A 23,709-nucleotide genomic window follows, 5' to 3' on the forward strand; every position below is an offset into this window, starting at 1 on the left:
CGTGCCGGTCGTCGTCCTGCTGGCCACCACCCTGGTGCTGGCCTTCTCGTCGCTGGTGGCGCTGTTCCCCGCCGCCATCGCCCCGGCACTGGCGGCGGCGCTGGGCGTCTCCTCGGCCACGGTGGGCCTGCAGGTCAGCCTGATCTTCGCCGGCGCCATGCTCTCCTCGCTGGTCGGCGGCCCGCTCACCCGGCGCCTGGGCCCGTGCCGCACCAGCCAGCTCTCCCTGGCGCTGCTGGGCGGCGGGGCGGCCCTGCTGGCCATCCCCTCGCTGCCGACCTTCGCGCTGGCCTCGCTGATCGCGGGGCTCGGCTACGGCATGACCAACCCCTCCGCCTCGGTGCTGCTGGTGCGCTTCACCCCCGCCGAGCGGCGCGGTCTGATCTTCTCGCTGAAGCAGTCCGGCGTGCCCCTGGGCGGGGTGATCGCCGGCGCCAGCGCCCCCGCCCTGGCCCTGGCGGTGGGCTGGCAGGCCGGGCTGCTCACGCTCACCGCGCTGGCGGCGCTGGGCATCGCCGCGCTGCAGCGGGCCCGACCGGGCTGGGACGACCGGCGCGACCCGCGCACGCCCTGGCTGACCACGCCCTTCGCGGGGCTCGCCGTGGTGTGGCGCCAGCGCTCGCTGCGCCACGTCGCCCTGCTTAGCCTGTGCTTCTCGGCGATCCAGCTCTCGGTGTCGGCCTTCACCGTGGCGCTGCTGGTGGAGGACCTGGCCTTCGGCCTGGTGGAGGCGGGGCTGGTGATGGCCGCCGTGCAGGTCAGCGGCGTGGTGGGGCGCATCGGCTGGGGCTGGGTCGGCGACCGGCTCGGCGACCGCCTGACCACGCTTTCCATCATCGCCTGCACCACCGCCGCCGGCGCCCTGCTGGTGGCCACCATGACGCCGGCCTGGCCCAATGCCCTGGTGGCCGCGCTGCTCTGCCTGCTGAGCCTGTCGTCGCTGGGCTGGAACGGCGTCTTCATGGCCGAGATCACCCAGCTCGCCCCGCCCAGCCGCATCGCCGACGCCGCCGGCGGCTGCCTGGTGTTCACCTACGGCGGCGTGCTGCTCGGCCTGCCCCTGGTCACGGCACTGCACGGCCTGATCGGCCACTACACCACCCTCTTCGCGCTGCTCGCCGGCGTCTCGCTGGCCGGGCTCTGGCTGATTCGCCAGGCGCGCAGGGCATTGGTCATGGAAAGGGCGGCCTTCGATGGGGCCACGGGTCTCACGCCACCGTGACCCGATTGCGCCCACTCGCCTTCGAACGATAGCTTGCCGCATCCGCCCGCTGCAGTACCTCGGTGACCGTCCGATCCCCCTCACGCAAGAGGGTGACGCCAATGCTCAGGGTGACCCGATACTCGCGTCCCCCATGCTCGACGACGATTGCCTCCACCCTGGAGCAGAGTGTCTGCGCGATGCGCACGGCCTGATGCCGAGTGCAGCCCGGCAACAGAACGCCGAACTCGTCCCCCCCGCGACGGGACAGCTGGTCGCTGCGCCGCACCGTCAGGCCAACCGCCTCGGCGATACGCCGCAGCATCTCGTCCCCCAGGGCGTGTCCGCCCTCATCATTGACTCGCTTGAAATGGTCCAGGTCAAACATCAGAAGGGCCGCCGGCGTCCCGGTCTCCTGCCAGTCGGCGAGTGCCTCCTCCAGGCGGCGATCGAAACCGCGGCGGTTGAGCAGGCCAGTCAAGGGATCGTGCTCGGCTTCCCAGCGTCGTAAGGCCTCCTGGTGGCGTCTTTCGGTAATATCCTTGACCGACCCGACGAAACCGATGGTATGTCCATCCAGTGCCACCTGGCCGGCATGCACCTCGAGCCAGAGTTCCTCGCCATCTCGGTGCACGTAGCGGAACTGTCGGAGAAAGTCCTCGCCGCTCGCCAGGCTGTAACGCCACTGATCGGTCACCGAGGGCCGGTCCTCGGGATGGACCGGCCTGACCCAGCCAAGGCCGTCGGACCACGGTTCGCGATAGCCGGTCAGCTCGACGAGGGCCTGGTTCATGTAGGTGATCCGTCCGTCCATATCGGTGACGAACATGCCCTGGGGCGAGGATGCCAGCACCGCATCGAGAAACGCCTGGCGATCATGGAGCCGGGCGAGTGCCTGCTCCCGCTCGTCCTCGGTGCGGTTGTAGGCCTCGACGATGCGACTCAGCTCACACATGCGGGTATCGAGCGCGAGGCGCTGCCGCTGACCACGGCCGATCTCGTCGAGCTGCCCCTCCAGCCGATGGAGCGGACGCAGCACGAGCCACAGCAGCCAGCCGATGAGCGGCAGCAGCAGGAGTGCCAACAGCAGGCCATGCCCTCCCAGGCGACGGATCAGTTGGGCCAGTGGCGCCTCGACCTGGCGAAGGGGCAGATAGACTCCCACTACCCAGTCCGCCGGCCAGATCTGCCGATAGGCTTGCAGGGCCATCTCGCCATCCGGCAGGGGGGCCCTGGCTTCGCCTTCCCAACCCACCATGGCCAGGCCCAACCAGGGGTGGGAGGCCCTGTCAGGCACGGCTTGCAGGACCCGCTTCTGGTCGGGATGGTAGAGCACCCTCCCCGAGCTGGACATCACCGCCGCGAACCCCTCCTTGCCCAAGCGGATGCGATCCAGCCGCCTGAACAGCTCGCCGCCGAGCACCTCCACCAGGCCTCCCACGAACCCCGCGTATTGACCTTGCTCATCGACGCGCGGCACCAGCACCATGATCAACGGTTCGTCACCGGCCAGCCCGATGAAAGGCTCGCTGACATAGGGACGCTTCACGGCCTCCATGAAACGCGCATACTCGCGGTGGCTGACATCCAGCCCGACACGTCCCGCTACCACGGGCCAGTCGGCCACGATGGTGCCGTCGGCATCGCCGATCACCAGACCCTCGAATAACCCGAGCAGTGCCTGGTTATCCCTCAACAACGCTTGCGGCATCGCATCGTCATTACGTCCGGAGGACAGCCGTGCGGCGAGGGATTCCAGAACCGAGAGACGCAGCGACACCTGCTGGGTGATGTCATCCGCGATAAGCCGGGCCTCATAGCGCAGATGGTCATAGTTGGATTCCCTGACCAGGAGTTGCCCGGACTGCCAGGCGGATCCCAATAGCAAGCCCGCAACCAGCGCCCAGGTAACACCCAGCCCTACCACCAGTCTGCTCTGGAGGGAGAGTATCCGTGTCGGGAGGGTTTTCAGGATCGTGCCTAGCAAGTGTACTTCCCTTACAACAGTCAGCCTCCGATATCAGGGTGGTCCCGGTGTCAATGTATCCAACACTACCGTAGCGATCGTCACTGCCATATCGGGCAACTGCCGATGAGGATTCAGGATCACCCTATGCCGGAACGAAGCGATCGCCTGACGCAGTCGCCGGTCGACCGACGATGCATCGGAATCAAAGGAGGTCGTGCGCTACGGCATAGCGGATCAGCCCGGACAGGCTGTCCACCCCGAGTTTCTTGAGAATGCGCGCCTTGTGGGTACTCACGGTCTTCGAGCTGAGGTGCAGCCTGGCCGCGATGACGCCTACCGTCAGGCCTTGCGCCAGGGCCATGAACACCTGATATTCCCGCTTGGTCAGGCCCGTGTGAGGTTGATCATCCGGCTGACCGGTCAGTGCCTGGCGCGCGAGCTTATGCGCCAGTTCCCCCGGGATGTAGAGTTGCCCCCGGGCGACCTCCCGCAGCGCCGTCAGTAGCTCCTCGGGTGAACGCGACTTGGTGATGAAGCCATGGGCACCGGCGCGAATGACCCGGGCGGCATACTGCTCTTCCCGGTGCATGCTGAGTACCAGCACGAAGGTTTCCGGCGCCCGGCGTCGCACCGCCTCGACCAGTTGCAACCCCGAACTTCCCGGCATGCTCATGTCCATCAGCAGCACCGTCGGCCGGCACTCGAGTACCTGCGCCAGTGCGGCGTCGCCGTCGGCGGCCTCGCCGACCACCTCCATCTCCGGAGCCGATGAGATCAGCGAGCGCATGCCTTCGCGCACGATGCCATGATCGTCTGCAATCACCACTTCAATCATGATGGCCAGGTTCCAGCGGCAGCGTGATGCCGATTCGCGTCCCCATGCCGGGAGAGGATTCCACCCCGAACGTGCCACCCAGCATCGTCACCCTCTCGCGCATGCCCGTCAGGCCGACCCCGCGCTCTTGAGTGGCCTGCGGAATGAAGCCGATACCGTCATCACTGACCTCCAGGCGAGCCCGATCGTCACTCTCGTCGTAGCGTACGATGACCCGCGAGGCTCGCGCATGGCGGCGGATATTGGTCAGGCACTCCTGCAGGATCCGGAACAGCACGGTGGCCGTCTCGCCGACAGCCTGGCCGGTCACTCCCGACCCGGGCTGCCAGCGTATGTCCAGCTGATCGCGCTTGGCACACTGATCGAGGAACCATTCGGCAGCGGCCTCGAAGCCCAGGTCGTCGAGGATGGAGGGACGCAGATTGGCCGCGATGTCACGGACTTTCTCGATCACCTCGTCGACGAAATAGCTCCTCTCCCTGAGACGCTCGACATGGTCATCTGGCAATCCCGGCAGCTCATGGATGACCCGCCCCAGGTCGAGCTTCATGGCGGTCAGCATCTGGCCGAGGTCGTCATGCAGATCACGGGCGATGCGCCGTCGTTCCTCCTCGCGGACCTTCTCCTGGGCGTTGTACAACCGACGCAGCGCCTGCCGGGACTGGTAGAGCTCGGTGCCGTCCTGGGCGATGCCGAACACCCCCACCACCTCGCCGTCCACGATCATGGGCACATTGGTCACCTGCGCCACCCGCTCACCGCCGGTGCGATCGAGCACTCGGCAGTGATAACTGCAGGACTGGCCCTCCAGCACCCGGCGAAAGTGCTGGTGTACGGTCGCCCGGTCCTTCTCGACGACGACGGCCTCCCAGTGCTGACCCAGCAGCTGCTCGTAGCGATAGCCGGTGAGTTCGGTGGTACGACGATTCACCTCCAGGAACCGGCCGTCGAGGCTCAGGCTGTAGACCGCATCGGGATGCTCCAGAAACAGCGAGTGATAGCGCTGTTCGCTCTTCTTCAGCTGTCGGGAGAGGGCGCGAAACTTCGTGATATCGGCCAACTGGATGACCCGCTGTTCATCGACGGGCGATGACGGTCCCACGGCGAATCGAAAGCGGTGATCGCCGATACAGGCTTCGAACTCTGCAAACGCTCCAGGGGCACCCGGGGGGTCAGCCAGGATGGCCACCAGCCGCGATGCACTCGGTGGATCCAGCCGCTGGCCCAGCGGCTCATCAACGACCAGCCGCCCCAGGAGGCCGTCGGCGGCACGGTTGAAGTCACGAATTCGACCCTGGGGATCGACCCGGATCATCGCGCCCGGTAACGCCTCCAGGGGAGTGTGTAGTCGCAACGCATTCATGTCTCAGGACGACCACTCGGTCTCTATCAGCTGCTCGATCTCGTCGGCGGGCCGTGCGCCGCTCACCAGGAATCCCTGCCCCCAGTGACACCCCAGCGCCGACAGGCGGTCGCGCTGCGCGCTGGTTTCGATTCCCTCGGCCACGACCTGGATCGACAGGTGGCGTGCCAGGTCGAGAATGGCCTGGACGATGGGCTCCCCGGCGGCATCCCCATCGAGCCGGTCGACGAACAGCTTGTCGATCTTGAGTATATCCAGCGGCATCGACTGCAGGCGGGCCAGAGAGGAGTAGCCACGGCCGAAATCGTCCAGCGCCAGGTGGAAACCACAATCGCTGAGCACGTTCATCGCCTCCTCGACCTCTTCGGGATCATGCATGAGGGTTTCCTCGGTCAGCTCCAGGTGCCACCACTCCGGGTGGGTGCCGTTGGCTACCACCAGATCACGGATGCGCTCGGCCGCCTGACGCCCTTGCAGCTGGCTGACGGAGAGGTTCACGGCCATGGACAAGGTAATCCCGCGCGCCCGCCAGTCCACCAGCTGTCGAGCCGCCGTTTTCAGCACCCAGTCACCGAGGGGCCCCATCAGTCTTAGATCCTCGGCGACGGGGATGAATTCCCCGGGTGAGATGCGATTTCCCTCGGCGTCCGTCCAGCGCAACAGGGCCTCGACCCCGATCAGGCGACCGCTGCCGATCTCCCAGATCGGCTGGTAATGCAGCTGGAACTCCTCGCACTCCAGGGCATGGTAGAGCCGGGACTCCAGCGACAGGCGCTGGAGTCGCTGCTGCTCCATACCCGGAGAGTAGAACACCAGTTGGTGGCCCTGTTTCTTGGCCTGGTACATGGCCATGTCGGCCTGGTCGATCACCACCTCCGGCACCGTCCCGCAACAGGGCAGCAGACTGATACCGATGCTGACGCTCAGGTGATGACGATGCCCCTGAATTGCGAACGGCTGCTCCAGTGCCTTGACGATCCGACTCGCCAGCGCCTCGGCGCCAGCGGCCAGGCGGCACACGCCGTCCTCCTCGCAAGCCTGGGGGTCACGTGGATCATCGATCAACACCACGATGAACTCGTCCCCGCCCTGCCGGCCCACCAGGTCACCGTCACGCAGGGTGTGCTGGATGCGCCGTGCCGCCCGCCGCAGGATCTGATCCCCAGCGGCATGGCCCAGCGCATCATTGACCAGCTTGAAATCATTGAGGTCGAGAAACAGCACCGCGGCCTGCTGACCACCGTCGGTACCGGCCATCAACTGGTTCAGTTGGTGCAGGAGAAAGCGTCGATTCGGCAGGTCCGTCAGCGGGTCCCGGAAGGCCAGCTTGTGGATCTCCTGCTGCTGGCGCTCCCGCTCGCCCTGCATGCGCAGCTTGTCGAGCCCGAAGGTCAGGTGCGTCGAGAGTCGCTCCAGCAACCGTCGCTCATCAGGCCCGAAGCCTCCGGGCCGGCAGGCGCCGACCATCAATACCCCGGCCGCGCCGTGCTGTGGCCGCAGGGGCAAGGCGACCATCGATTCCAGGCCCAGGTCCCGCAACTGCGCTCGCCAGGGGGCCAGGCCAGCCGACGTGGCGAGCTCTGCCACCACCTGCGCCTCACCCGAGTCGAGCGCCCAGCCCGCCGGGCCCTGCCAGGTCGCACCGTCCTCGTTCCAGGCAGCGCCAGACGCATCAATACCGATCCCGGTGCCGATAGCCAGGATCTTCGGCAGCGGCTGGTCAGGATCGGCGATACCGACCCAGGCCGCCGCATGGCCCTTGAAGCGCGTGATGATCCGACATACCGTCTTGGCCAACCCCAGCTCCGTCGTCTCCTGGCGCGTCACCTCACGCACAAGGTTGTATTCATGGAACTGCTGCAGGGAGAGCTGCCGTAAACGCAACAGGTTGCGCACCCTGGCACCGAGTTCCGCCCGGGTGGTCGGGATGCGCAATATGTCGGCGGCCGTGGTGCCGAGCTCACGACTGATCTGGGTCGGTGAGGTCAACTCACTCTTCGTCAACAACAATACCGGGAACACCACCGGCGAGGCTTCGGCGTGCAACTGGTCGATGCGTCGACGCAGGCGATCCAGGGAGGGAGGATCGACGATGAGCAAATCGGCCTCGCGGCCGGCCGTACCCTCAACATCAAAGCCCTCGATCGCATAGCCTTCGGCTCCCAGGGAGCGTGCCAGGAGTTCGTGGTCGGAGGCATTACCGACTGCGACCTCGATTCGCAGGCCGCTGCCGATCACCCTGGCCGGAACATCGACCATCAACTGGCCTGCGTCCGTGGAAGCGTCGCCTCGGGCACGCCGCGCAGGATGCCCCGCAGGCCGACCATCGGCTCCCCAACCTTCAGCCCCTTCGATGTGATCTGGAATTCGCGCAGGGTCTTCTCGAAATCACCGGTGCGCTTCTTGAGCATACCGATGGTCTTGCGCAGTTCACCGTCCAGTTCGATATAGCGCAGCAGCACCACTGTATCGGCCAGGTAGCTGATGCCGTACTCGGACACGCGCAGCTCGCCGCCGGCGATAGAACCGACCTCGTTGACCAGTAGCACCGTGACGCCCATGTTGCCCAGGTAGCGACACAGGGCATGCACATGGGGCACCACGTCCTGACCGAATACCGACTGCCGATAGCCGGCCAGGCTATCCAGCATGACGATCCGTGCCCCTTGGGCCTCCACTTGGTGCCTCACCAGCCAGGCAAACTCGTCGGGGCCGTAGCGCAGCGGCTCGACCTCGCGAACCGCCAGCGTTCCCTGGTCGATCATGTCGTCGAGCGGAATGCCGATGCCCTGGCAACGATAGCGCAGGGTCTCGATTCGCTCCTCGAAGCTGAAGATCACTGACCGCTCGCCACGAGTGGCGGCCTCACGCATGAACTGTACCCCGAGCGATGTCTTGCCGACCCCCGTGGGGCCAGAGAAGATCGTCACCGTGCCCCGTTCGAGGCCACCGCCCATCAGCGTATCGACCTCCGCGACACCGGAAGCGATCGATTCGGTGATGAAATCCCGGCGATGATCGGTGGGAATCAGCCGTTCATAGACCCTCATGCCCTGATCACTCAGGCGTACCGAGTGCTTACCCTCGACGAAGCCGGAACCGCGATACTTGACGACCGACAGGGTTCGCCCGAACTCCGTCGCTTCCAGCATCAGGATGCCATCGCCGAGGTACTGGAGATCCTCCTCGGCGGCGGCGCCCCGTTCAGCGGAAAACAGCACGGTGACCCCGGCACTCTTCAGGTACTCCATCAGGGCCATGACCTGCTTGCGGAACTGGAAGGAGTCAGGGAACAGGTGCCGCAGCTGGCTCAAGGCATCGACAAAGACTCGTTTGGGCAGCCGATCCGGAAAGAGTTCGCGGATCCGCGCCTGCAGGTCCGCAGACTCGGCTTCCCATGGCTCCAGTATCGTATAGGCATCCGGTGTTGCACTCGCCTCTGAAGGTGACAGGTCGATGCTGACCACCTCGCTGATATCGAGGCCGATACCGCGTGCATCCTCGTCAATCGTCTGGTGTGCTTCACCGAGGCTGATCAGCAGGGCCTCGCCGGGCTCTGCCTCCGCCAGGAAATGGAGTCCTAGCGTGGTTTTGCCGGAGCCCGGGCCACCGGATACCAGGTAGGATCTACCCGCCCGGAAGCCGCCATGGAGTATATGATCGAGACCCGGCACGCCACTCGTGACGCGGGTTGACTTGTCTTGATCATGATTCTGCAAAGGGATCATTTCCTTCTCGTAAAACCGGCCATTTCAATCAGCACTTACATGCTGATACTCTTGCGCCTCAGTACACTGAGTGTGATTGGCGAAAGGGTCACCCCGGAGAGGACCTGACGTTGATATCGGCCTATGGTCGTTGTCCCATCGTCTCATTTTCAATCGCTCACACCTGATACTCCGCTCAGTCATGGACGACGTTCCTGTAGGGAAATCCCTACAGGAACCTCAGCAGGCTGTTTTTCTAGGCCCTACGACTCGCCCGGGCGAGTCGCTGTAGCAGCTGGCAATCCCCTCGCCCACCGGCCAAAGTAATTGTCGCTCTATAGCACTGCAGGATGAGGCGACAGACCGGCCTCTCAGCCTGGGTCCCAGGGATTGATGAGCGGCACGCCACACCCCGCGAAGTCCTTCACGTTGCGGCTCGCCAGCGTTGCCTGGTGACGCAGGCAGATCGCCGCAATCTGGGCGTCCGCCATCTGTACCGCCCTGCCAGCCTGCTCGCTGGCGGCGACGCGTTCGGCATAGTGAATCGCCGCCTCACCATCGAAGGCCAGGATGCGACCGGCGAAGTCTTCATCGAACATCGCAGCGGCTGCGGCCGCCAGTGAGCGCTTGCGACGACCATCCGGCAGCCGCTCGATGCCATACAGGACCTCGGCCACGGTGATCGCCGTGATAGCCACCGAGGCCGTCTCCTGCGTATCCAGCCAGTCAACGACACGCGGCTCTGGCACAGGGCGCATCAGCTCGGAGAGCACATTGGTATCGAGCACGATCACTCTTCGAACTCCGCCGCCCGCGGCCGCTGCTTGCGGCTCGGCAGCTCCAGCTCGACACCTCCCTCCGCGGCAAAGCGCTGCCGAATCCGACTGCCCAGGCCTTGCTGCGGCTCTGCGGCCAGCGCCCGACGCAGGATGGTGCGCACTTCCTCCTCCATCGAGTGCCCATGGCGTGCCGCCGCCAGGCGCAGTTCGGCCTTCAGGTCGTCATCCAGATTGCGGATCGTGATGGTTGCCATGACACCCTCCTTCTATCGATGAGATCAATGCAATCATTGCTTTCATTATAGGCCCAGTGTTCCCGCCAGGCACATTATCCTTGACGCAGAGCTGTTCCTTTAATAGAACGTTCCTTAAAAGGAACACACACGAGGCGTCCCATGGACAAGCTCTCCCTCGGCACCCTCGGCCAGCACCTGCAGGCCCTGCGACTCAGCCGGGGCTGGTCGCTGTCGCAGCTGGCCGCCGCCGCCGGCATCGCCAAGTCGAACCTGTCGCGGCTCGAACAGGGCAACGGCAACCCCACCCTGGACACCATCTGGCGCCTGGCGGTGCAGCTGGGCGTGCCCTTCGGCACCCTGGTGGCGCCGATCAGCGTGCCGCTGGGCGAGGACGGCGTGGAGGTACGGCTGATCGACCAGGGCAAGGAGACGCCCCAGGTCGACGCCTACTGGATGCGCTGCGCGCCCCACACCCTGCGCCACGCCGAGGCCCACACCCCGGGCGCCCACGAGTCGCTCACCCTGATCAGCGGGCGGCTGGAGGCCGGCCCGGAAGGCGCCACCGAGATGCTCTCGGCCGGCGACACCCTCTCCTTCGCCGCCGATCGTCCGCACCTCTATCGCACCCGGGACGCCTGGGCCACGCTGCTGCTCACCATCGTCTACACCGGCCAGGGAGATACCCCATGAGCCAGCAAGCGACGCATGACCTGTCCCGCCCCTGGCTGGCCGGCCTGCGCGAGGCCATTCCGCTGCTGGGCGGCTATGTGCCGGTCGCCATCTCCTTCGGGCTGATCGCCGTCCAGGCCGGCTTCAGCACCTGGGAGGCGGTAATCATCTCCACGCTCGTCTACGCCGGGGCCTCGCAGTTCCTGTTCGTCGGCATGGTCGCCGCCGGCGCACCGCTGTGGCTGGTGGTCGTCATGACGCTGCTGATCAACGTGCGCCACGTGGTCTATGCCCCCAATATCGCGCCCTGGCTGACGCCGAGCCGCTGGTGGCCCTGGCTGATGCACGGGCTGACCGACCAGGTCTTCGCCCTGGCCCACACCCGCCTGCCGCAGATGCCGGCCTCGCAGCGCCTCGGCTGGTTCACCGGTGCCGCGCTGCTGGCCTGGGCGAGCTGGATCGGCGGCACCGCGCTGGGCGCCGTGGCCGGCGAGGAGCTGACCACCCGCTGGCCGCTGCTCGGCGAGGTCATGCCCTTCGCCCTGCCGGCGCTGTTCCTGGTGCTGGTGGCGCCGCGCTTCACCACCCGGCGCTGGTCGCTGGCGCTGGGCAGTGCCGTCGCCATAGCGGCGCTGCTCACCATGACCGGGCCGGCCAACGCCGCGATCCCCCTCGCCGCCGCCTGCGGCGCCCTGTGCTTCTATCTGGTGAGGTTCAGCAACACCACGGGAGGAAAAGGCGATGAGTAACGCCCTCTGGCTGGCCGTGCTGGCCTCGGCCGCCGGCACCCTGCTGATGCGCCTGCTGCCGCTGCTGTGGATGCGGCGCCGCCTCGAGCGGCTCGATGACGGCGACGACGGCCTCGAGGCCATGCCCCAGTGGCTGGGCATCCTCGGCCCGTTGATGATCGCCGCCGTGCTCGGCGTCTCGCTGGTGCCGGCGACCCTCGACGCCCGTTCCTGGCTCGCCACGGCGGTCGGCGTCGCTGCGACCCTGCTCGTCTGGTACCGACTGCGCTCGCTGGGCTGGCCGGTGGCCGCCGGCGTGGCGGCCTATGGGGTGGTGGTGACGCTACTGGGGTGAACCCTCAACCCGCAATTGGACGAGGCATCAGTCATCAATTGGACGCCGCATAAGCCAGCAATTGGACGAGGCATCAGCCAGCAATTGGACGCTATACTAACCAGCAATTGGACGATGCTGGAGACGAGACATGGCCACGCCCTATCTGCCACGGTTAATTCGCGACCGCGTGGTGGAGTCGCTCGCCGATACCCCGGTGGTCTGCCTGCTGGGCCCCCGACAGGTCGGCAAGACGACCCTCGCCCAGCGCATCGAGCCTGAGCGAACCTATCTGAACCTGGATGACCTCGCCCTGCTGGAGGCTGCCCACCAGGACCCCTTCGGCTTCATCGAGAGCCTGCCGGAGCACGTCACCCTGGACGAGGTACAACGGGCACCCGAGCTGCTGCTGGCCATCAAGTCGGTGGTGGATCGAGACCGCTCGCCGGGTCGCTTCCTGCTCACCGGCTCCGCCAACCTCCTGCTGCTGCCCAAGGCGCAGGACTCCCTGGCCGGCCGCATGGAAGTCATCTACCTGCACCCGCTGGCCGAGCAAGAGAAACGCATCCGCCAGCCCACCCTGCTGGCCGGACTCCTTGAGGGTCGGCTCACCCCCAGAATGGTGGCCGACACCACACCGCTTCCCCCCACGGCGGAGATCATCTGCCAGGGCGGCTACCCAGAACCCAACAGCCGCCCTCCCCACCGGGCACGACACTGGTACCGCCAGTACCTCAACGCCATCATCCAGCGTGACGTACGGGACATCGCCGCCATCCAGGACGAGGACGGAATGCTGCGCCTGGTGGAGTTGCTGGCCTATCGGACCGCCAACCTGCTCAACGTCAGCACGCTGGGCAAGGAGCTGGGGATGGAGCGAAGCACGGTGACCAAGTACCTGGGTATCCTGGAGCGGCTGTTCCTGGTGCGGCAGCTGCCCGCCTGGCATCGCAATCAGGCAAAGCGGCTGATCAAGAGCCCCAAGGTGCACCTCGTCGACACCGGCCTTGCCGCCGCCCTGGCTCGGTTGGCGCCAGACCAGTGGTTGACCCAGGCCGAGCGCTTCGGCGCCCTTCTGGAGAGCCACGTAGTCGAACAGTTGATGGCCCAGGCCTCCTGGGTCGACCCCGAGCTGCGTTTCTCACACTACCGGGACAAGGACCAGGTGGAGGTCGACCTGGTCATCGAGCGCGGCCAGGAACTCTGGGGAGTGGAGATCAAACGCGCCGCCACCGTGCAGGCCAAGGACGCCGCCGGCCTCTCCCGGCTCGCCGATCAGGCTGGCAAGCATTTCCAGGGCGGCATGCTGATCTACACCGGTCGCCACTGCCTGAAGCTGCAGGTTCCGGGCTGTTACGCCGTCCCCATCGGCATGCTATGGGGGGAAGAGCCCGGTCAGTCGATCCCCAGCGAGGCCGCCTTGCAGGCCTTGACCGATCAGGCACAGGATCGGGACATGGGATATTGAACACCACCTGGTAGCGGTTACGCCGCTTCTCAGCTAATCACGTAACTAGGATCACGACGCCAGGTACTCGGGTGGTCATCAGGCTGCAAGTGAGCAGTTGGAAAAGATAAAGCGCAGTGGGCCAGTTGGGGACGAACCAGCGACGAAGGGATCATGGACTATGGACCAAGACGGCAACCAATTGATTATAAATGAAAATTAATCAAAATTTGATGTAAAGCAAAGTGTAATCACACCAACAAGTTCGCGTAACCCCATGTAACATACCCATACTGGCTACTGTACTGAGACTTATAGCTTACCCAAGGGGACTTCCTTCCGCACTTGGTCACCCCCTCAGGAATTGCCGCGGTTAGCGACCGATCGCTTAGCAAGGTACTCACATGTGGATTCACATCTCTCATCAACGCCTCCGAGATGCCAGCACCAGTGTAAAGGAGACTTATCGCTCATGAGCTCATATGACGACGAGACCATGCACACGTCTGACCTGGATCTCGATGAAGGCGACATCATCAATGTCGAGCCCAAGTGTGAAATCCGTGCGCAGATCGCGCGCAGGGTTACATTTGCAACCCACCAATGCGATATCCCCGTCATTGCTGACCTGGTTCTATCGAATCCGTTTGATCACGCTCTTGAAGATCTGACGCTGCACCTGACCTGCGAGCCGAAGATCCTGGGCGACCGAACCTGGACGATCGATCGAATCGTACCCGAATCAGAATTACGTCCCCGCGATCGTCGCGTGACTGTCTCTGGCGGTATGCTCGACAACCTAACCGAGCGCACGCGCGGAGAGATTCACCTTGAGCTTCGGCAGAACGATCAGGTCCTGGCTGAGAGCCACCATCGGATCGATGCGCTGGCCCGCAACGAATGGGGCGGCTCACAATACATGCCCGAGCTCCTGGCCGCCTTCGTGATGCCCAACGACACAGCGGTTCAGCGCGTGCTTAAGGAGGCCGCGACAATCCTCGAAGGCTCAGGTAAGTGCGGATCGCTTGAGGGATACCAATCGAAGTCTCGCAAGCGTAGCTGGGAAATCCTGTCGGGGATCTGGGCCGCAGTTTCGAGCCGCAATATCACCTATGCCGACCCCCCTGCGAGCTTCGAACGCAATGGCCAGAAGATCCGCTTCCCGTCGATGATCGAGGAGCACGGCCTGGCCACCTGTCTCGATACTGCCTTACTCTTTGCCGCGGCAATCGAGCAGGCCGGACTCTATCCGGTCGTCGTCTTCACTGAAGGCCATGCGGTGACCGGCGCCTGGCTGCAGCCGCAGAGCCTTCCATCGCTGACGGTTGAAGACCCGATGGAGATCCGAAAAGCCATCGCTCAGGAGGAACTGGTCCTGTTCGAAACCACGATGGCCACGACAGGACAGCCGTTGCCCTTCTCCCGAGCAATCGCCGAGGGACGGCGCCAGGTCGCAGAGGAGAACGAAGACAACTTCATTTACGCGATAGACATCCGTCAGGCACGCGGCCGCGATATCCAGCCGCTCTCCAGCCTGGTGGGATTCTCGATAGGAACAGCCACAGAGGAGACGGCACCCGTGCGCGCCGCTCCGCCGCTCGATGAAGCGCCCGACCTACCGCCTTTCGAGGCAGCCATTGTCGAGGACGATATCGCCAACGCAACACCCGAGGAACGTCTCGATCGCTGGAAACGCAGCCTGCTCGATCTGTCCAAGCGCAACCGGCTACTCAACCTCAAGACGTCGAACACCGCAATCCCAATCTTCTGTCCCGATCCGGCACACCTCGAGGACAAAGTTGCCGAAGGCAAGAAGATCAAGATCATCACACCACCCGAACAGTCGCAGGGAAGCGATCAATCGGACAAAGACCTCTACCAACTGCGGACCGGTGAGGACTTCGCCGAGAAGTTCGCCGAAGAAGCGCTGGCCCGAAACGAGATCGTCGCCAATGTCGATGCGCGTAGCCTCGAGAAGGGTGCGATTGAACTCTACCGCAAGGCCAAGGCTGACTTCGAAGAAGGCGGCTCGAACACGCTGTTCCTCGCCCTCGGCATGCTGCGCTGGTCGCCCACCGGCGACAGCAAGCGCACATTTCGGGCGCCGCTGATCCTGCTGCCGGTGAAAATTGACCGTGCAAGCGCCGCATCGCGCCCCTACCTATCGCGCCACGAGGACGAACCGGTCTTCAACCTGACGCTTCTGCAGATGCTGCGCCAAGACTTCAACATCGACATTCCCAGCCTCGACGGCGAACTCGTTGCAGACGAAAGCGGGGTCGATGTGCGTCGGGTCTGGGATCAGGTTCGTGCGAAGATCCGCGAGGTGTCTGGCTTCGAAGTCGTCGAAGAGGTCGTGCTGTCGACCTTCAGCTTCGCCAAATATCTTATGTGGAAGGATCTTTCCGACCGCACCGACGCACTCAAGGCAGCGCCCTTCGTGCAGCATGTCATCGATCATCCGCGCGAGCCCTACCAGAACGGTGCGAGCTTTATTGAGCCGCGCGAGATCGACAAAAAAGTGGATCCCGCCGAGGTTCTCGCCCCTCTCAATGCCGATGCCAGCCAGATCGTTGCCATCCATGCCTCCGGTGGCGAGGGTGACTTCGTCCTCGAGGGGCCTCCAGGCACCGGCAAGTCGGAAACCATTGCCAACATTATCGCGCACAATCTCGGCCTCGGCAGGCGAGTGCTGTTCGTTTCCGAGAAAATGGCGGCGCTCGACGTCGTCTATCGCCGTCTCAACGCCTGTGGCCTGGGCGATTTCTGCCTCGAGTTGCACTCGGCCAAGGCCAATAAGCGCGCTGTTCTCAGCCAGCTCGGCGCGGCTTGGGAGAACCGGGGCATCCGATCGGCCGAGGAATGGCAGCAGAAGCTAGCCAAGCTTGGCGAAATACGCGCTGAACTGAACGGCCTCGTCAAGGCCCTCCACCATCCGGGGCCGGGCGGCATGAGCCCGCGGGATGCGATTGGACGTGCCATGCGTCATGGGGACGTCCACCGACTTCGTCTCAACTGGGAGCGCGATTCGCAAGGTGCGGGATATGCTTCGACGCCGGAAGCCCTCGCGCACCTCGAGGAGATCGCTAAGCGCCTCGGCCAGCAATTTGAGCAGCTACAACCCGAGGATATTGAGACATTCAGCGAGATTGCTCACACCGACTGGTCCTATGCTTGGGCTGAGAAAATAGTCGTAGAGGCGCGCGCTCTAGGCATTGCCATCACCGACCTAAAGAGTCGCAGAAAGGCCTTGGCCGACAAGCTCGGAATTGAGGATGCTGGAGAGGATCCCTCGGAGAGTGCTGCTCTAGCTGCGGTCGCGGCTATGGTTCCTGACTGCGCACGACAGGATCTTGGTTTCGCCTTAACGGCGGACGGGCGTGAAGTGCTGGAGACACTCGATACCCTCGCTGAGAGCCTCGACAGCTATGCCGGTGACCGTGAACGTCTTTCGGCTCCCTATCCCGACGAGAAAATTCCCGGGAAGCCGTTCGACAGCTGGGCGATTAGGGTCGACAAGATCGATGGAAAGCCTTGGCCATTGAGTGCAATGGCACGCCGAAAGCTGCGCAAAGAATTGCGCGAGGCGTTCAGCCTCGATACCCGTCAGGTTACCGAGCCGGAGGAGGACATCCCTGTGCTGTCGAACCTCTCTCGCCTGCGTGGCGAAATGGAACAGACAGCCAGGTCACTGCCCAGCGGCACTCCGTGGAATGGTCTTGACACCGATCCCGAACGCCTGCGCCACGCTATCGACGCAGGGCGCCATCTTCGTGAGTCCGTAGCAAAACTCGCGAGCTTCGGACGTGACTATGTGGAGACTCGCACGGTCCTTGCCCGTGTTCTCTGTCAGGGCCGCGACATGCTCGAGCCCGGCATGCCAATAGCCTCATCGGCTGATGAACTGGTGAGCGCACAGAACGAGTTCGATACGCAGTTGAAGGCGTATCGGGCCGTCTCGAGTGACGGCATCGAATTTGGTCCTGTCGACTTGGACATACTCGCGAAAAACAGCACCGCGATCGTCGAGCGAGAGCGGCGGCTCAATACATGGTGTCAATGGATTGCGATCAGCCGCGAGGCACGCCAAGCTGGTCTCGATACACTCGTCACCGCGCTAAAATCGGGCATCGTCGATCCAAGCCAAACCGTTGAGGTGCTGCGCACAGCATATGCCTGCTGGCTCGCGCCCATTCTGATCGATGCACGCCCCGAACTCAGGCGCTTCTCCTCAGTCCGCCACGACGACTTGATTCGTACCTTCCGCGAACTCGATAAGGAAGTAGCCGAGCTGACCTCTTCATATATCCGTGCAAAGCTTTCCGGCGGCGTGCCCAAGCGTGACGCCGGTGGCGCCGATCCGGGCTACGGGGTGCTATCCCGCGAGCTGCAGAAGAAGATGCGCCACAAGCCGGTGCGCCAGCTCGTCTCGGAGATGGGCGACGCACTTACCTCGCTGACACCGTGCCTAATGATGTCGCCACTCTCGGTAGCGCAGTTTCTGCCGGCCGAGAAGGCCTTCGACCTGGTAGTTTTCGACGAGGCCAGCCAGATCACGGTCCCTGACGCCGTGGGAGCGATCGCGCGCGGTAAGCGCTGCATCGTGGTGGGTGATCCCAAGCAGATGCCACCCACCAATTTCTTTTCGCGCGGTGCCGAAGATAGCGACAATGAGGAGGCTCGCGATCTCGAGAGCATACTTGATGAGGCCCTCGCCGCGCGCATGCCACATCATCGGCTTACGGGGCACTACCGCAGCCGACATGAAAGCCTTATCACCTTCTCAAATCACGCCTATTATGGTAGCCAACTAGTGACCTTTCCCTCGGCTGATACCGCCGAAAGCGCAGTGTCGTTTCGTCGTGTCGATGGCGTCTATGCTAAGGGGAAAGCACGCACCAACGAGGTCGAAGCCAGAGGTGTGGTTGAAGAAATCATTACGCGGTTGTGCGATCCAGCACGTAATCATCTCTCGGTCGGCGTGGTCACGTTAAACTCCGAGCAGCAGCGCCTCATCGAAGACTTGCTCGACCATGAGCGTCGCGCCGACCCTGATCTCGAACCCTTCTTCGACCCCAACCGTGAAGATCCAGTCTTCGTGAAGAACCTCGAAACCGTCCAGGGTGACCAACGCGACGTGATCCTGCTATCAGTGGGCTACGGGCCTAGCGAACCGGGTGCACGAACCATGTCGATGAATTTCGGCCCACTCAACAAGCAGGGAGGAGAGCGTCGACTCAACGTGGCGATCACCCGCGCCACAACAGAGGTCATGATCTTTGCTAGCTTCGATGCCTCCATGATCGATCTCACCCGGACCTCGTCCGAGGCGGTCAAGGACCTCAAGCACTATATCGACTTCGCCGCGCGTGGTCCCATGGCCATAGGCGAAGCAATCCACTCGACGGGCGGCGACCATGCTTACGACTCCGATTTCGAGATGGCCGTAGCCGAGCGACTTCGCAGTTACGGCTGGTCAGTCCGCACGCAAATCGGTATCTCCAAATTCCGGGTCGATTTGGGCATCGTCCATCCTGAAGAGCCAGGCAAGTTCCTGGCTGGGGTCGAGTGCGACGGGGCGACCTATCATAGTTCGCCCACAGCACGGGACCGCGACCGCGTGCGACAGCTGATTTTGGAGAACTTGGGCTGGAAGATATTCCGAATCTGGTCGACAGACTTTTTCCAAGATCCAAACACCTCTGCCTCGTCGCTTAATGACAAGCTCGCCGATCTCCTCAAAGCGGACCGCGAGCGCGTGGCCGCAGAAGCAGAACTCCAGGCAGAGGACGAAAGGCGTCGATCCGAGGGCGAATCAGAGAACCAGGCCGATACCTCAGAAGTCAAGGCCGATGACGATGACTACCCGACGGAGCCTAAGAGGGAGGCAATTGAGCCAACAACACCGTCACTAGATGACTCGATCAACTCCGAAACTCCGCCTCGCTTTGCCCAAGGACCGATTGTCAAGGAGAAAGCTGCTGGTGTCTCCACAGAGGGGAGCAACAACGAGATCGACCCGGAGCAATTTCACGAGCCCTCCTACCAGCCGCGGGTCCAGGCGTTGGCCCTTGATATCATTGATCGCGAAGGACCGGTGACCTTCAAACGGATTGGCGATCACATCGCTCGGATGCACGGCTTCCAACGCACCGGAAGGCAGATCCGCCAAACCATCTGGCGCGCTGTCCATAAGCACCGCGAGCATTTCAAAACACCTGACGATCACACAGTGTTCTGGCCCCACGGAGCGACTCCGCAAAACGTGATGGCATTCCGCGGCTTCGATATAGGCCATGGAATCCGGGAATGGCGCGAGGTTCCCTACCCCGAGAAGTTGGGATTGGTGCGCGACGTGCTCCATGGGAGCGACAAGGACGAAGACGTTGCCCGCCAGGTCGCACGACGCCTCGACGTCGGCCGCCTGACGGCGCAGCTCCGATCCGAGATCAACGATCTTGTCGAGCATCTCGAGCACCCCTGACGCCCCTGTTTCCGATAAGAAATCCTCCGCTATCCGGTTCCGGAGCAATATCTGCGATAACTCAGTGGGTTGCTCAGCCGAGCGGCGCATTCCATCAGCCCGTGGCGGCCCGCCGGGGTCGTGCCGGGAAGTTTCTTTTACACGCCCAGTTGTTTCTTATAGGAAACTTCGTCTACTCTAGGCGCCATCAAAGCGCGGCCGCCCCGGTCACCCGGGCGGACCGCTTTTGTTCTGCTACCTCCGGAGGCGCCCCATGAGCGAGCTGAAGCGAACCCCACTGCATGACCTGCACGTCGAGCTTGGCGCCCGGATGGTGCCCTTCGCCGGCTACGCGATGCCGGTGCAGTACCCGCTGGGCGTCAAGAAGGAGCACGAGCACACCCGCGGCGCCTGCGGCCTGTTCGACGTCTCGCACATGGGGCAGCTGCTGCTGCGCGGCCCCGCCCCCGCCGCGGCGCTGGAGACCCTGGTGCCGGCCGACCTCCTGGGCCTGCCGGAGGGCATGCAGCGCTATGCGCTGTTCACCAGCGAGGAAGGCGGCATCCTCGACGACCTGATGGTGGTCAACGCCGGCGATCACCTCTACCTGGTGGTCAACGCCGCCTGCCGGGAGCAGGACATCGCCCACCTGCGCGAGCACCTGCCCGAAGGCCACGAGATCGAGGAACTGGATCGCGGCCTGCTCGCTCTCCAGGGCCCCCAGACCGCCGAGGTGATGGCGCGGCTCTGCCCGGCGGCCTGCGAGCTGGTCTTCATGCAGCATGGCAAGTTCACCCTCGATGGGATCGATGTGTGGATCAGCCGCAGCGGCTATACCGGCGAGGATGGCTTCGAGATCTCGGTGGCCGCCGATCAGAGCGAGGCCCTGGCGCGTCGCCTGCTGGGCGAGCCGGAGGTCGAGGCGATCGGCCTGGGCGCCCGCGACTCCCTGCGCCTGGAGGCGGGCCTGTGCCTCTATGGCCACGACATCGACACCACCACCACGCCGGTGGAGGGCGGCCTGATCTGGGCCATCGGCAAGCCACGCCGCCGCGGCGGCGAGCGCGCCGGCGGCTTCCCCGGCGCCGAGCGGATCCTCCACCAGGTGGCGGAAAAGGATCACAGCTGCAAGCGGGTCGGCCTGCTCGGCGAGGGCCGCGCGCCGGTACGCGAGGGCGCCGAACTGTTCAGCGCGCAGGACGAGCGGATCGGCGTGGTGACCTCCGGCGGCTTCGGCCCCACCGTGGGCAAGCCGGTGGCCATGGGCCATGTGGCCATCGCCCACGCCGAGGTGGGCGCCACCGTCTACGCCGAGGTGCGCGGCAAGCGCCTGCCGATGACCGTGAGCAAGCCCCCCTTCGTCACGCCGGGCTACTACCGCGGAAAATAACCCCTGTCGCGGCAAGCGACACTACCCCTCGCCCCCGGCGTTACCCCGCCATGGGCGAACCAGCGACGCCCGGACCGCACGATCCGGCTCGGGCATCACGGCAACAACCCGAAAAAACGAGAGATCCTCGATGACTTCCACGCTTAACGCCTTGTTTCGCCCGGTGATGCGCCTGGGGCTGATCCCCCAGATCGCCATCGGTATCGTCTGCGGTATCCTGCTGGCCACCCTGTCGCCCGATGTCGCCCGGTCGATCTCGCTGCTCGGCCAGCTATTCGTCTCGGCACTCAAGGCCGTGGCGCCGATCCTAGTGTTCGTGCTGGTGGCGGCCGCCATCGCCGGACATCGCCAGGGCCAGCCCACCCATATCCGTGGGGTGCTGCTGCTCTACGTGATCGGCACCCTGGTGGCGGCGCTGGTAGCCGTGGTGGCGAGCTTCGCCTTCCCCACCGAGCTGACCCTCGACATGCCCGAGGTCAGCGGCAACCCGCCGGGCGGCATCATCGAGATCCTGCGCAACCTGCTGCTCAACGCCGTGACCAACCCGGTAACCGCGCTGATGGAGGCCAACTTCATCGCCATCCTGGCCTGGGCCATCGGGCTCGGCCTGATGCTGCGCCACGCCGGCGAGACGACCCGCGGCGTGCTCAACGACCTCTCCGCGGCGGTCGCCGGCATCGTGCGGGTGGTGATTCGCTTCGCCCCGCTGGGCATCTTCGGCCTGGTCGCCAACACCCTGGCCGAGGCCGGCCTGGGCGCGCTGCTCGAGTACGGCCGCCTGCTGAGCATCATCGTCGGCTGCATGCTGTTCGTGGCACTGGTTACCAACCCGCTGATCGTCTACTGGCAGACCCGCCAGAACCCCTATCCGCTGGTGTTCACCTGCCTGCGCGGCAGCGCCATCACCGCCTTCTTCACGCGCAGCTCGGCGGCCAACATCCCGGTCAATATGGAGCTGTGCAAGCGCCTTGAGCTGGACCCGGACACCTACGCCGTCTCCATCCCGCTGGGCGCCACCATCAACATGGCCGGGGCGGCTGTCACCATCTCGGTGATCACCCTGGCCGCGGCCAACACCCTGGGCATCGCCGTCGACTTCCCCACCGCGCTGCTGCTGTGCGTGGTCTCGGCGCTGGCCGCCTGCGGCGTCTCCGGCGTGGCCGGCGGCTCGCTGCTGCTGATCCCCATGGCCGCCAGCCTGTTCGGCATCTCCACCGAGGTGGCCATGCAGGTGGTGGCGATCGGCTTCGTGATCAGCGTGGTACAGGACTCCACCGAGACGGCGCTAAACTCCTCTACAGACGTGCTGTTCACCGCGGCCGCCTGCCGCGCCGCGGAGAGCCGCCGGGCACCGGTCCCGGCCACCGAAACGAAGGGGTGATCCCTATGTCCATCAGCATCTTCGACCTGTTCAAGATCGGTGTCGGGCCGTCGAGCTCGCACACCGTGGGGCCCATGCAGGCCGCCTGCGACTTCGTCGGCGAGCTGAAGGAGCGCGACCTGCTCACGCGGGTCGCCCGCCTCGAGGTGCAGCTCTACGGCTCGCTGTCGGCCACCGGCATCGGCCACGGCACCGACCGCGCCGTGATCATGGGCCTGATGGGCGAGCGGCCCGACCGCATCGACCCGGACATCATCGCCCCCGGCATCGCGGCACTGCGCGAGACAGCCACGCTGCGGCTGGATCACCGTCACGAGGTCTCCTTCGTCTGGGAGCGCGATATGCAGCTGCTCGAGGAGAGCCTGCCCCACCACCCCAACGCCATGCGCCTGATCGCCCACGGCCACGGCGAGGAGCTCCACCGCAACACCTACTACTCGGTGGGCGGCGGCTTCGTCATCGACGAGGCCCAGGCCGCCGCTGGCACGCTCGACGCCGACACCACCGAGCTACCCTACGACTTCGACAGTGCCGCCGAGCTGCTGCGCCTGTGCCGGGAGCACGACCTGCGCATCAGCGAGCTGATGCTGGCCAACGAGCGCGCCTGGCGCAGCGAGGCCGAGATCCGCGAGGGCCTGCTCACGATCTGGGCGGCCATGCAGGCCTGTGTGGCCAAGGGCCTGGAGGCCGAGGGCGTGCTGCCCGGCGGGCTCAACGTCAAGCGCCGCGCCAAGGCGCTGCACCAGCGCATGCTGGAAAGCCGCGACGACGACTCGCTGATCGCCTCGACGATGTCGGCCATGGACTGGGTCAACCTCTATGCGCTGGCGGTCAACGAGGAGAACGCCGCCGGCGGGCGCATGGTCACCGCACCCACCAACGGCGCGGCGGGCATCGTCCCGGCGGTGCTGCACTACTACATGCAGTTCCGCAAGGGCGCCTCCGAGCGCGACGTGGTGGACTTCCTGCTGGCGGCCGGCGCGGTGGGCATCCTGTGCAAGAAGAACGCCTCCATCTCCGGCGCCGAGGTGGGCTGCCAGGGCGAGGTGGGCTCGGCCTGCGCCATGGCCGCGGCGGGGCTGACCGAGGTGATGGGCGGCACTATCGGCCAGGTGGAGAACGCCGCCGAGATCGGCCTGGAGCACAACCTGGGGCTGACCTGCGACCCGGTGGGCGGCCTGGTGCAGGTGCCGTGCATCGAGCGCAA

The 23,709-nt window shown here is 64.7% G+C and carries 16 protein-coding genes; 9 read left to right on the forward strand and 7 right to left on the reverse strand.

The window, feature by feature from the left end; translation table 11 throughout:
* The first annotated feature begins 1 nt into the window (after window position 1).
* Window positions 2-1,222 (forward strand): MFS transporter, encoded by a 1,221-nt coding sequence (locus tag QWY80_RS17560; protein WP_290234478.1) that lies wholly within the window; start codon window positions 2-4, stop codon window positions 1,220-1,222.
* Here QWY80_RS17560 and QWY80_RS17565 read toward each other — a convergent pair.
* The 7 genes from QWY80_RS17565 to QWY80_RS17595 form a co-directional block, all read right to left on the reverse strand.
* On the reverse strand, window positions 1,209-3,188 hold the full coding sequence (locus QWY80_RS17565; RefSeq protein WP_290234482.1) for a sensor domain-containing diguanylate cyclase: 1,980 nt from the start codon (window positions 3,186-3,188) through the stop codon (window positions 1,209-1,211). The genes QWY80_RS17560 and QWY80_RS17565 overlap by 14 nt on opposite strands.
* A 184-nt stretch (window positions 3,189-3,372) precedes the next feature.
* Window positions 3,373-4,005 (reverse strand): response regulator, encoded by a 633-nt coding sequence (locus QWY80_RS17570; RefSeq protein WP_290234486.1) that lies wholly within the window; start codon window positions 4,003-4,005, stop codon window positions 3,373-3,375.
* Window positions 3,998-5,368 (reverse strand): PAS domain-containing sensor histidine kinase, encoded by a 1,371-nt coding sequence (locus QWY80_RS17575; protein ID WP_290234488.1) that lies wholly within the window; start codon window positions 5,366-5,368, stop codon window positions 3,998-4,000. Before QWY80_RS17575 ends, QWY80_RS17570 begins: the two co-directional genes overlap by 8 nt.
* A 3-nt stretch (window positions 5,369-5,371) precedes the next feature.
* The gene (locus QWY80_RS17580) at window positions 5,372-7,606 is read right to left on the reverse strand and encodes a putative bifunctional diguanylate cyclase/phosphodiesterase (RefSeq protein WP_290234491.1); all 2,235 of its coding nucleotides are present in this window, start codon (window positions 7,604-7,606) and stop codon (window positions 5,372-5,374) included.
* Between the two features lie 20 nt (window positions 7,607-7,626).
* A complete protein-coding gene (locus QWY80_RS17585) occupies window positions 7,627-9,096 on the reverse strand; it encodes an ATPase domain-containing protein (protein WP_290234495.1) in 1,470 nt (489 codons plus the stop codon).
* A 350-nt stretch (window positions 9,097-9,446) separates the two neighbouring features.
* Window positions 9,447-9,869: a type II toxin-antitoxin system VapC family toxin gene (locus tag QWY80_RS17590; protein ID WP_290234497.1), complete on the reverse strand. Its 423-nt coding sequence runs from the start codon at window positions 9,867-9,869 to the stop codon at window positions 9,447-9,449.
* Entirely contained in the window at window positions 9,866-10,108 is a 243-nt protein-coding gene (locus QWY80_RS17595; protein WP_290234499.1) for a FitA-like ribbon-helix-helix domain-containing protein, read from the reverse strand. The genes QWY80_RS17590 and QWY80_RS17595 overlap by 4 nt, the downstream gene beginning before the upstream one ends.
* Before the next feature lie 141 nt (window positions 10,109-10,249).
* Between QWY80_RS17595 and QWY80_RS17600 the strand changes: the two genes are divergently transcribed.
* The 8 genes from QWY80_RS17600 to QWY80_RS17635 all read left to right on the forward strand — a co-directional run.
* Window positions 10,250-10,780 (forward strand): helix-turn-helix domain-containing protein, encoded by a 531-nt coding sequence (locus QWY80_RS17600; RefSeq protein WP_290234502.1) that lies wholly within the window; start codon window positions 10,250-10,252, stop codon window positions 10,778-10,780.
* Window positions 10,777-11,508, forward strand: a complete 732-nt coding sequence (locus QWY80_RS17605; RefSeq protein WP_290234504.1) for an AzlC family ABC transporter permease — start codon at window positions 10,777-10,779, stop codon at window positions 11,506-11,508. The genes QWY80_RS17600 and QWY80_RS17605 overlap by 4 nt, the downstream gene beginning before the upstream one ends.
* A complete protein-coding gene (locus QWY80_RS17610) occupies window positions 11,501-11,842 on the forward strand; it encodes an AzlD domain-containing protein (RefSeq protein ID WP_290234509.1) in 342 nt (113 codons plus the stop codon). The genes QWY80_RS17605 and QWY80_RS17610 overlap by 8 nt, the downstream gene beginning before the upstream one ends.
* 130 nt (window positions 11,843-11,972) lie before the next feature.
* Window positions 11,973-13,289, forward strand: coding sequence for an ATP-binding protein (locus QWY80_RS17615; protein ID WP_290234512.1), 1,317 nt, complete (start codon window positions 11,973-11,975; stop codon window positions 13,287-13,289).
* Between the two features lie 451 nt (window positions 13,290-13,740).
* Entirely contained in the window at window positions 13,741-19,752 is a 6,012-nt protein-coding gene (gene proA, locus QWY80_RS17620) for an anti-phage protein ProA (protein ID WP_290234516.1), read from the forward strand.
* Window positions 19,753-20,005: 253 nt separating this feature from the next.
* Window positions 20,006-21,121, forward strand: coding sequence for a glycine cleavage system aminomethyltransferase GcvT (gene gcvT / locus QWY80_RS17625; protein ID WP_290234519.1), 1,116 nt, complete (start codon window positions 20,006-20,008; stop codon window positions 21,119-21,121).
* A gap of 130 nt (window positions 21,122-21,251) precedes the next feature.
* Entirely contained in the window at window positions 21,252-22,502 is a 1,251-nt protein-coding gene (gene sstT / locus QWY80_RS17630; protein ID WP_290234523.1) for a serine/threonine transporter SstT, read from the forward strand.
* Between the two features lie 5 nt (window positions 22,503-22,507).
* Window positions 22,508-23,709: L-serine ammonia-lyase (locus tag QWY80_RS17635; protein WP_290234526.1), on the forward strand; the 1,202-nt coding region annotated here is incomplete at its 3' end.

This window comes from Halomonas ramblicola, from assembly GCF_030409215.1.
GTDB classification, from domain to species: domain Bacteria; phylum Pseudomonadota; class Gammaproteobacteria; order Pseudomonadales; family Halomonadaceae; genus Halomonas; species Halomonas ramblicola.

Coding starts and splice junctions, on each gene's coding strand:
- sstT (WP_290234523.1), top strand. CDS start 21,252: ATGACTTCCACGCTTAACGCCTTGTTTCGCCCGGTGATGCGCCTGGGG.
- QWY80_RS17570 (WP_290234486.1), bottom strand. CDS start 4,005: ATGATTGAAGTGGTGATTGCAGACGATCATGGCATCGTGCGCGAAGGC.
- QWY80_RS17595 (WP_290234499.1), bottom strand. CDS start 10,108: ATGGCAACCATCACGATCCGCAATCTGGATGACGACCTGAAGGCCGAA.
- QWY80_RS17575 (WP_290234488.1), bottom strand. CDS start 5,368: ATGAATGCGTTGCGACTACACACTCCCCTGGAGGCGTTACCGGGCGCG.
- QWY80_RS17615 (WP_290234512.1), top strand. CDS start 11,973: ATGGCCACGCCCTATCTGCCACGGTTAATTCGCGACCGCGTGGTGGAG.
- proA (WP_290234516.1), top strand. CDS start 13,741: ATGAGCTCATATGACGACGAGACCATGCACACGTCTGACCTGGATCTC.
- QWY80_RS17610 (WP_290234509.1), top strand. CDS start 11,501: ATGAGTAACGCCCTCTGGCTGGCCGTGCTGGCCTCGGCCGCCGGCACC.
- QWY80_RS17600 (WP_290234502.1), top strand. CDS start 10,250: ATGGACAAGCTCTCCCTCGGCACCCTCGGCCAGCACCTGCAGGCCCTG.
- gcvT (WP_290234519.1), top strand. CDS start 20,006: ATGAGCGAGCTGAAGCGAACCCCACTGCATGACCTGCACGTCGAGCTT.
- QWY80_RS17585 (WP_290234495.1), bottom strand. CDS start 9,096: ATGATCCCTTTGCAGAATCATGATCAAGACAAGTCAACCCGCGTCACG.
- QWY80_RS17605 (WP_290234504.1), top strand. CDS start 10,777: ATGAGCCAGCAAGCGACGCATGACCTGTCCCGCCCCTGGCTGGCCGGC.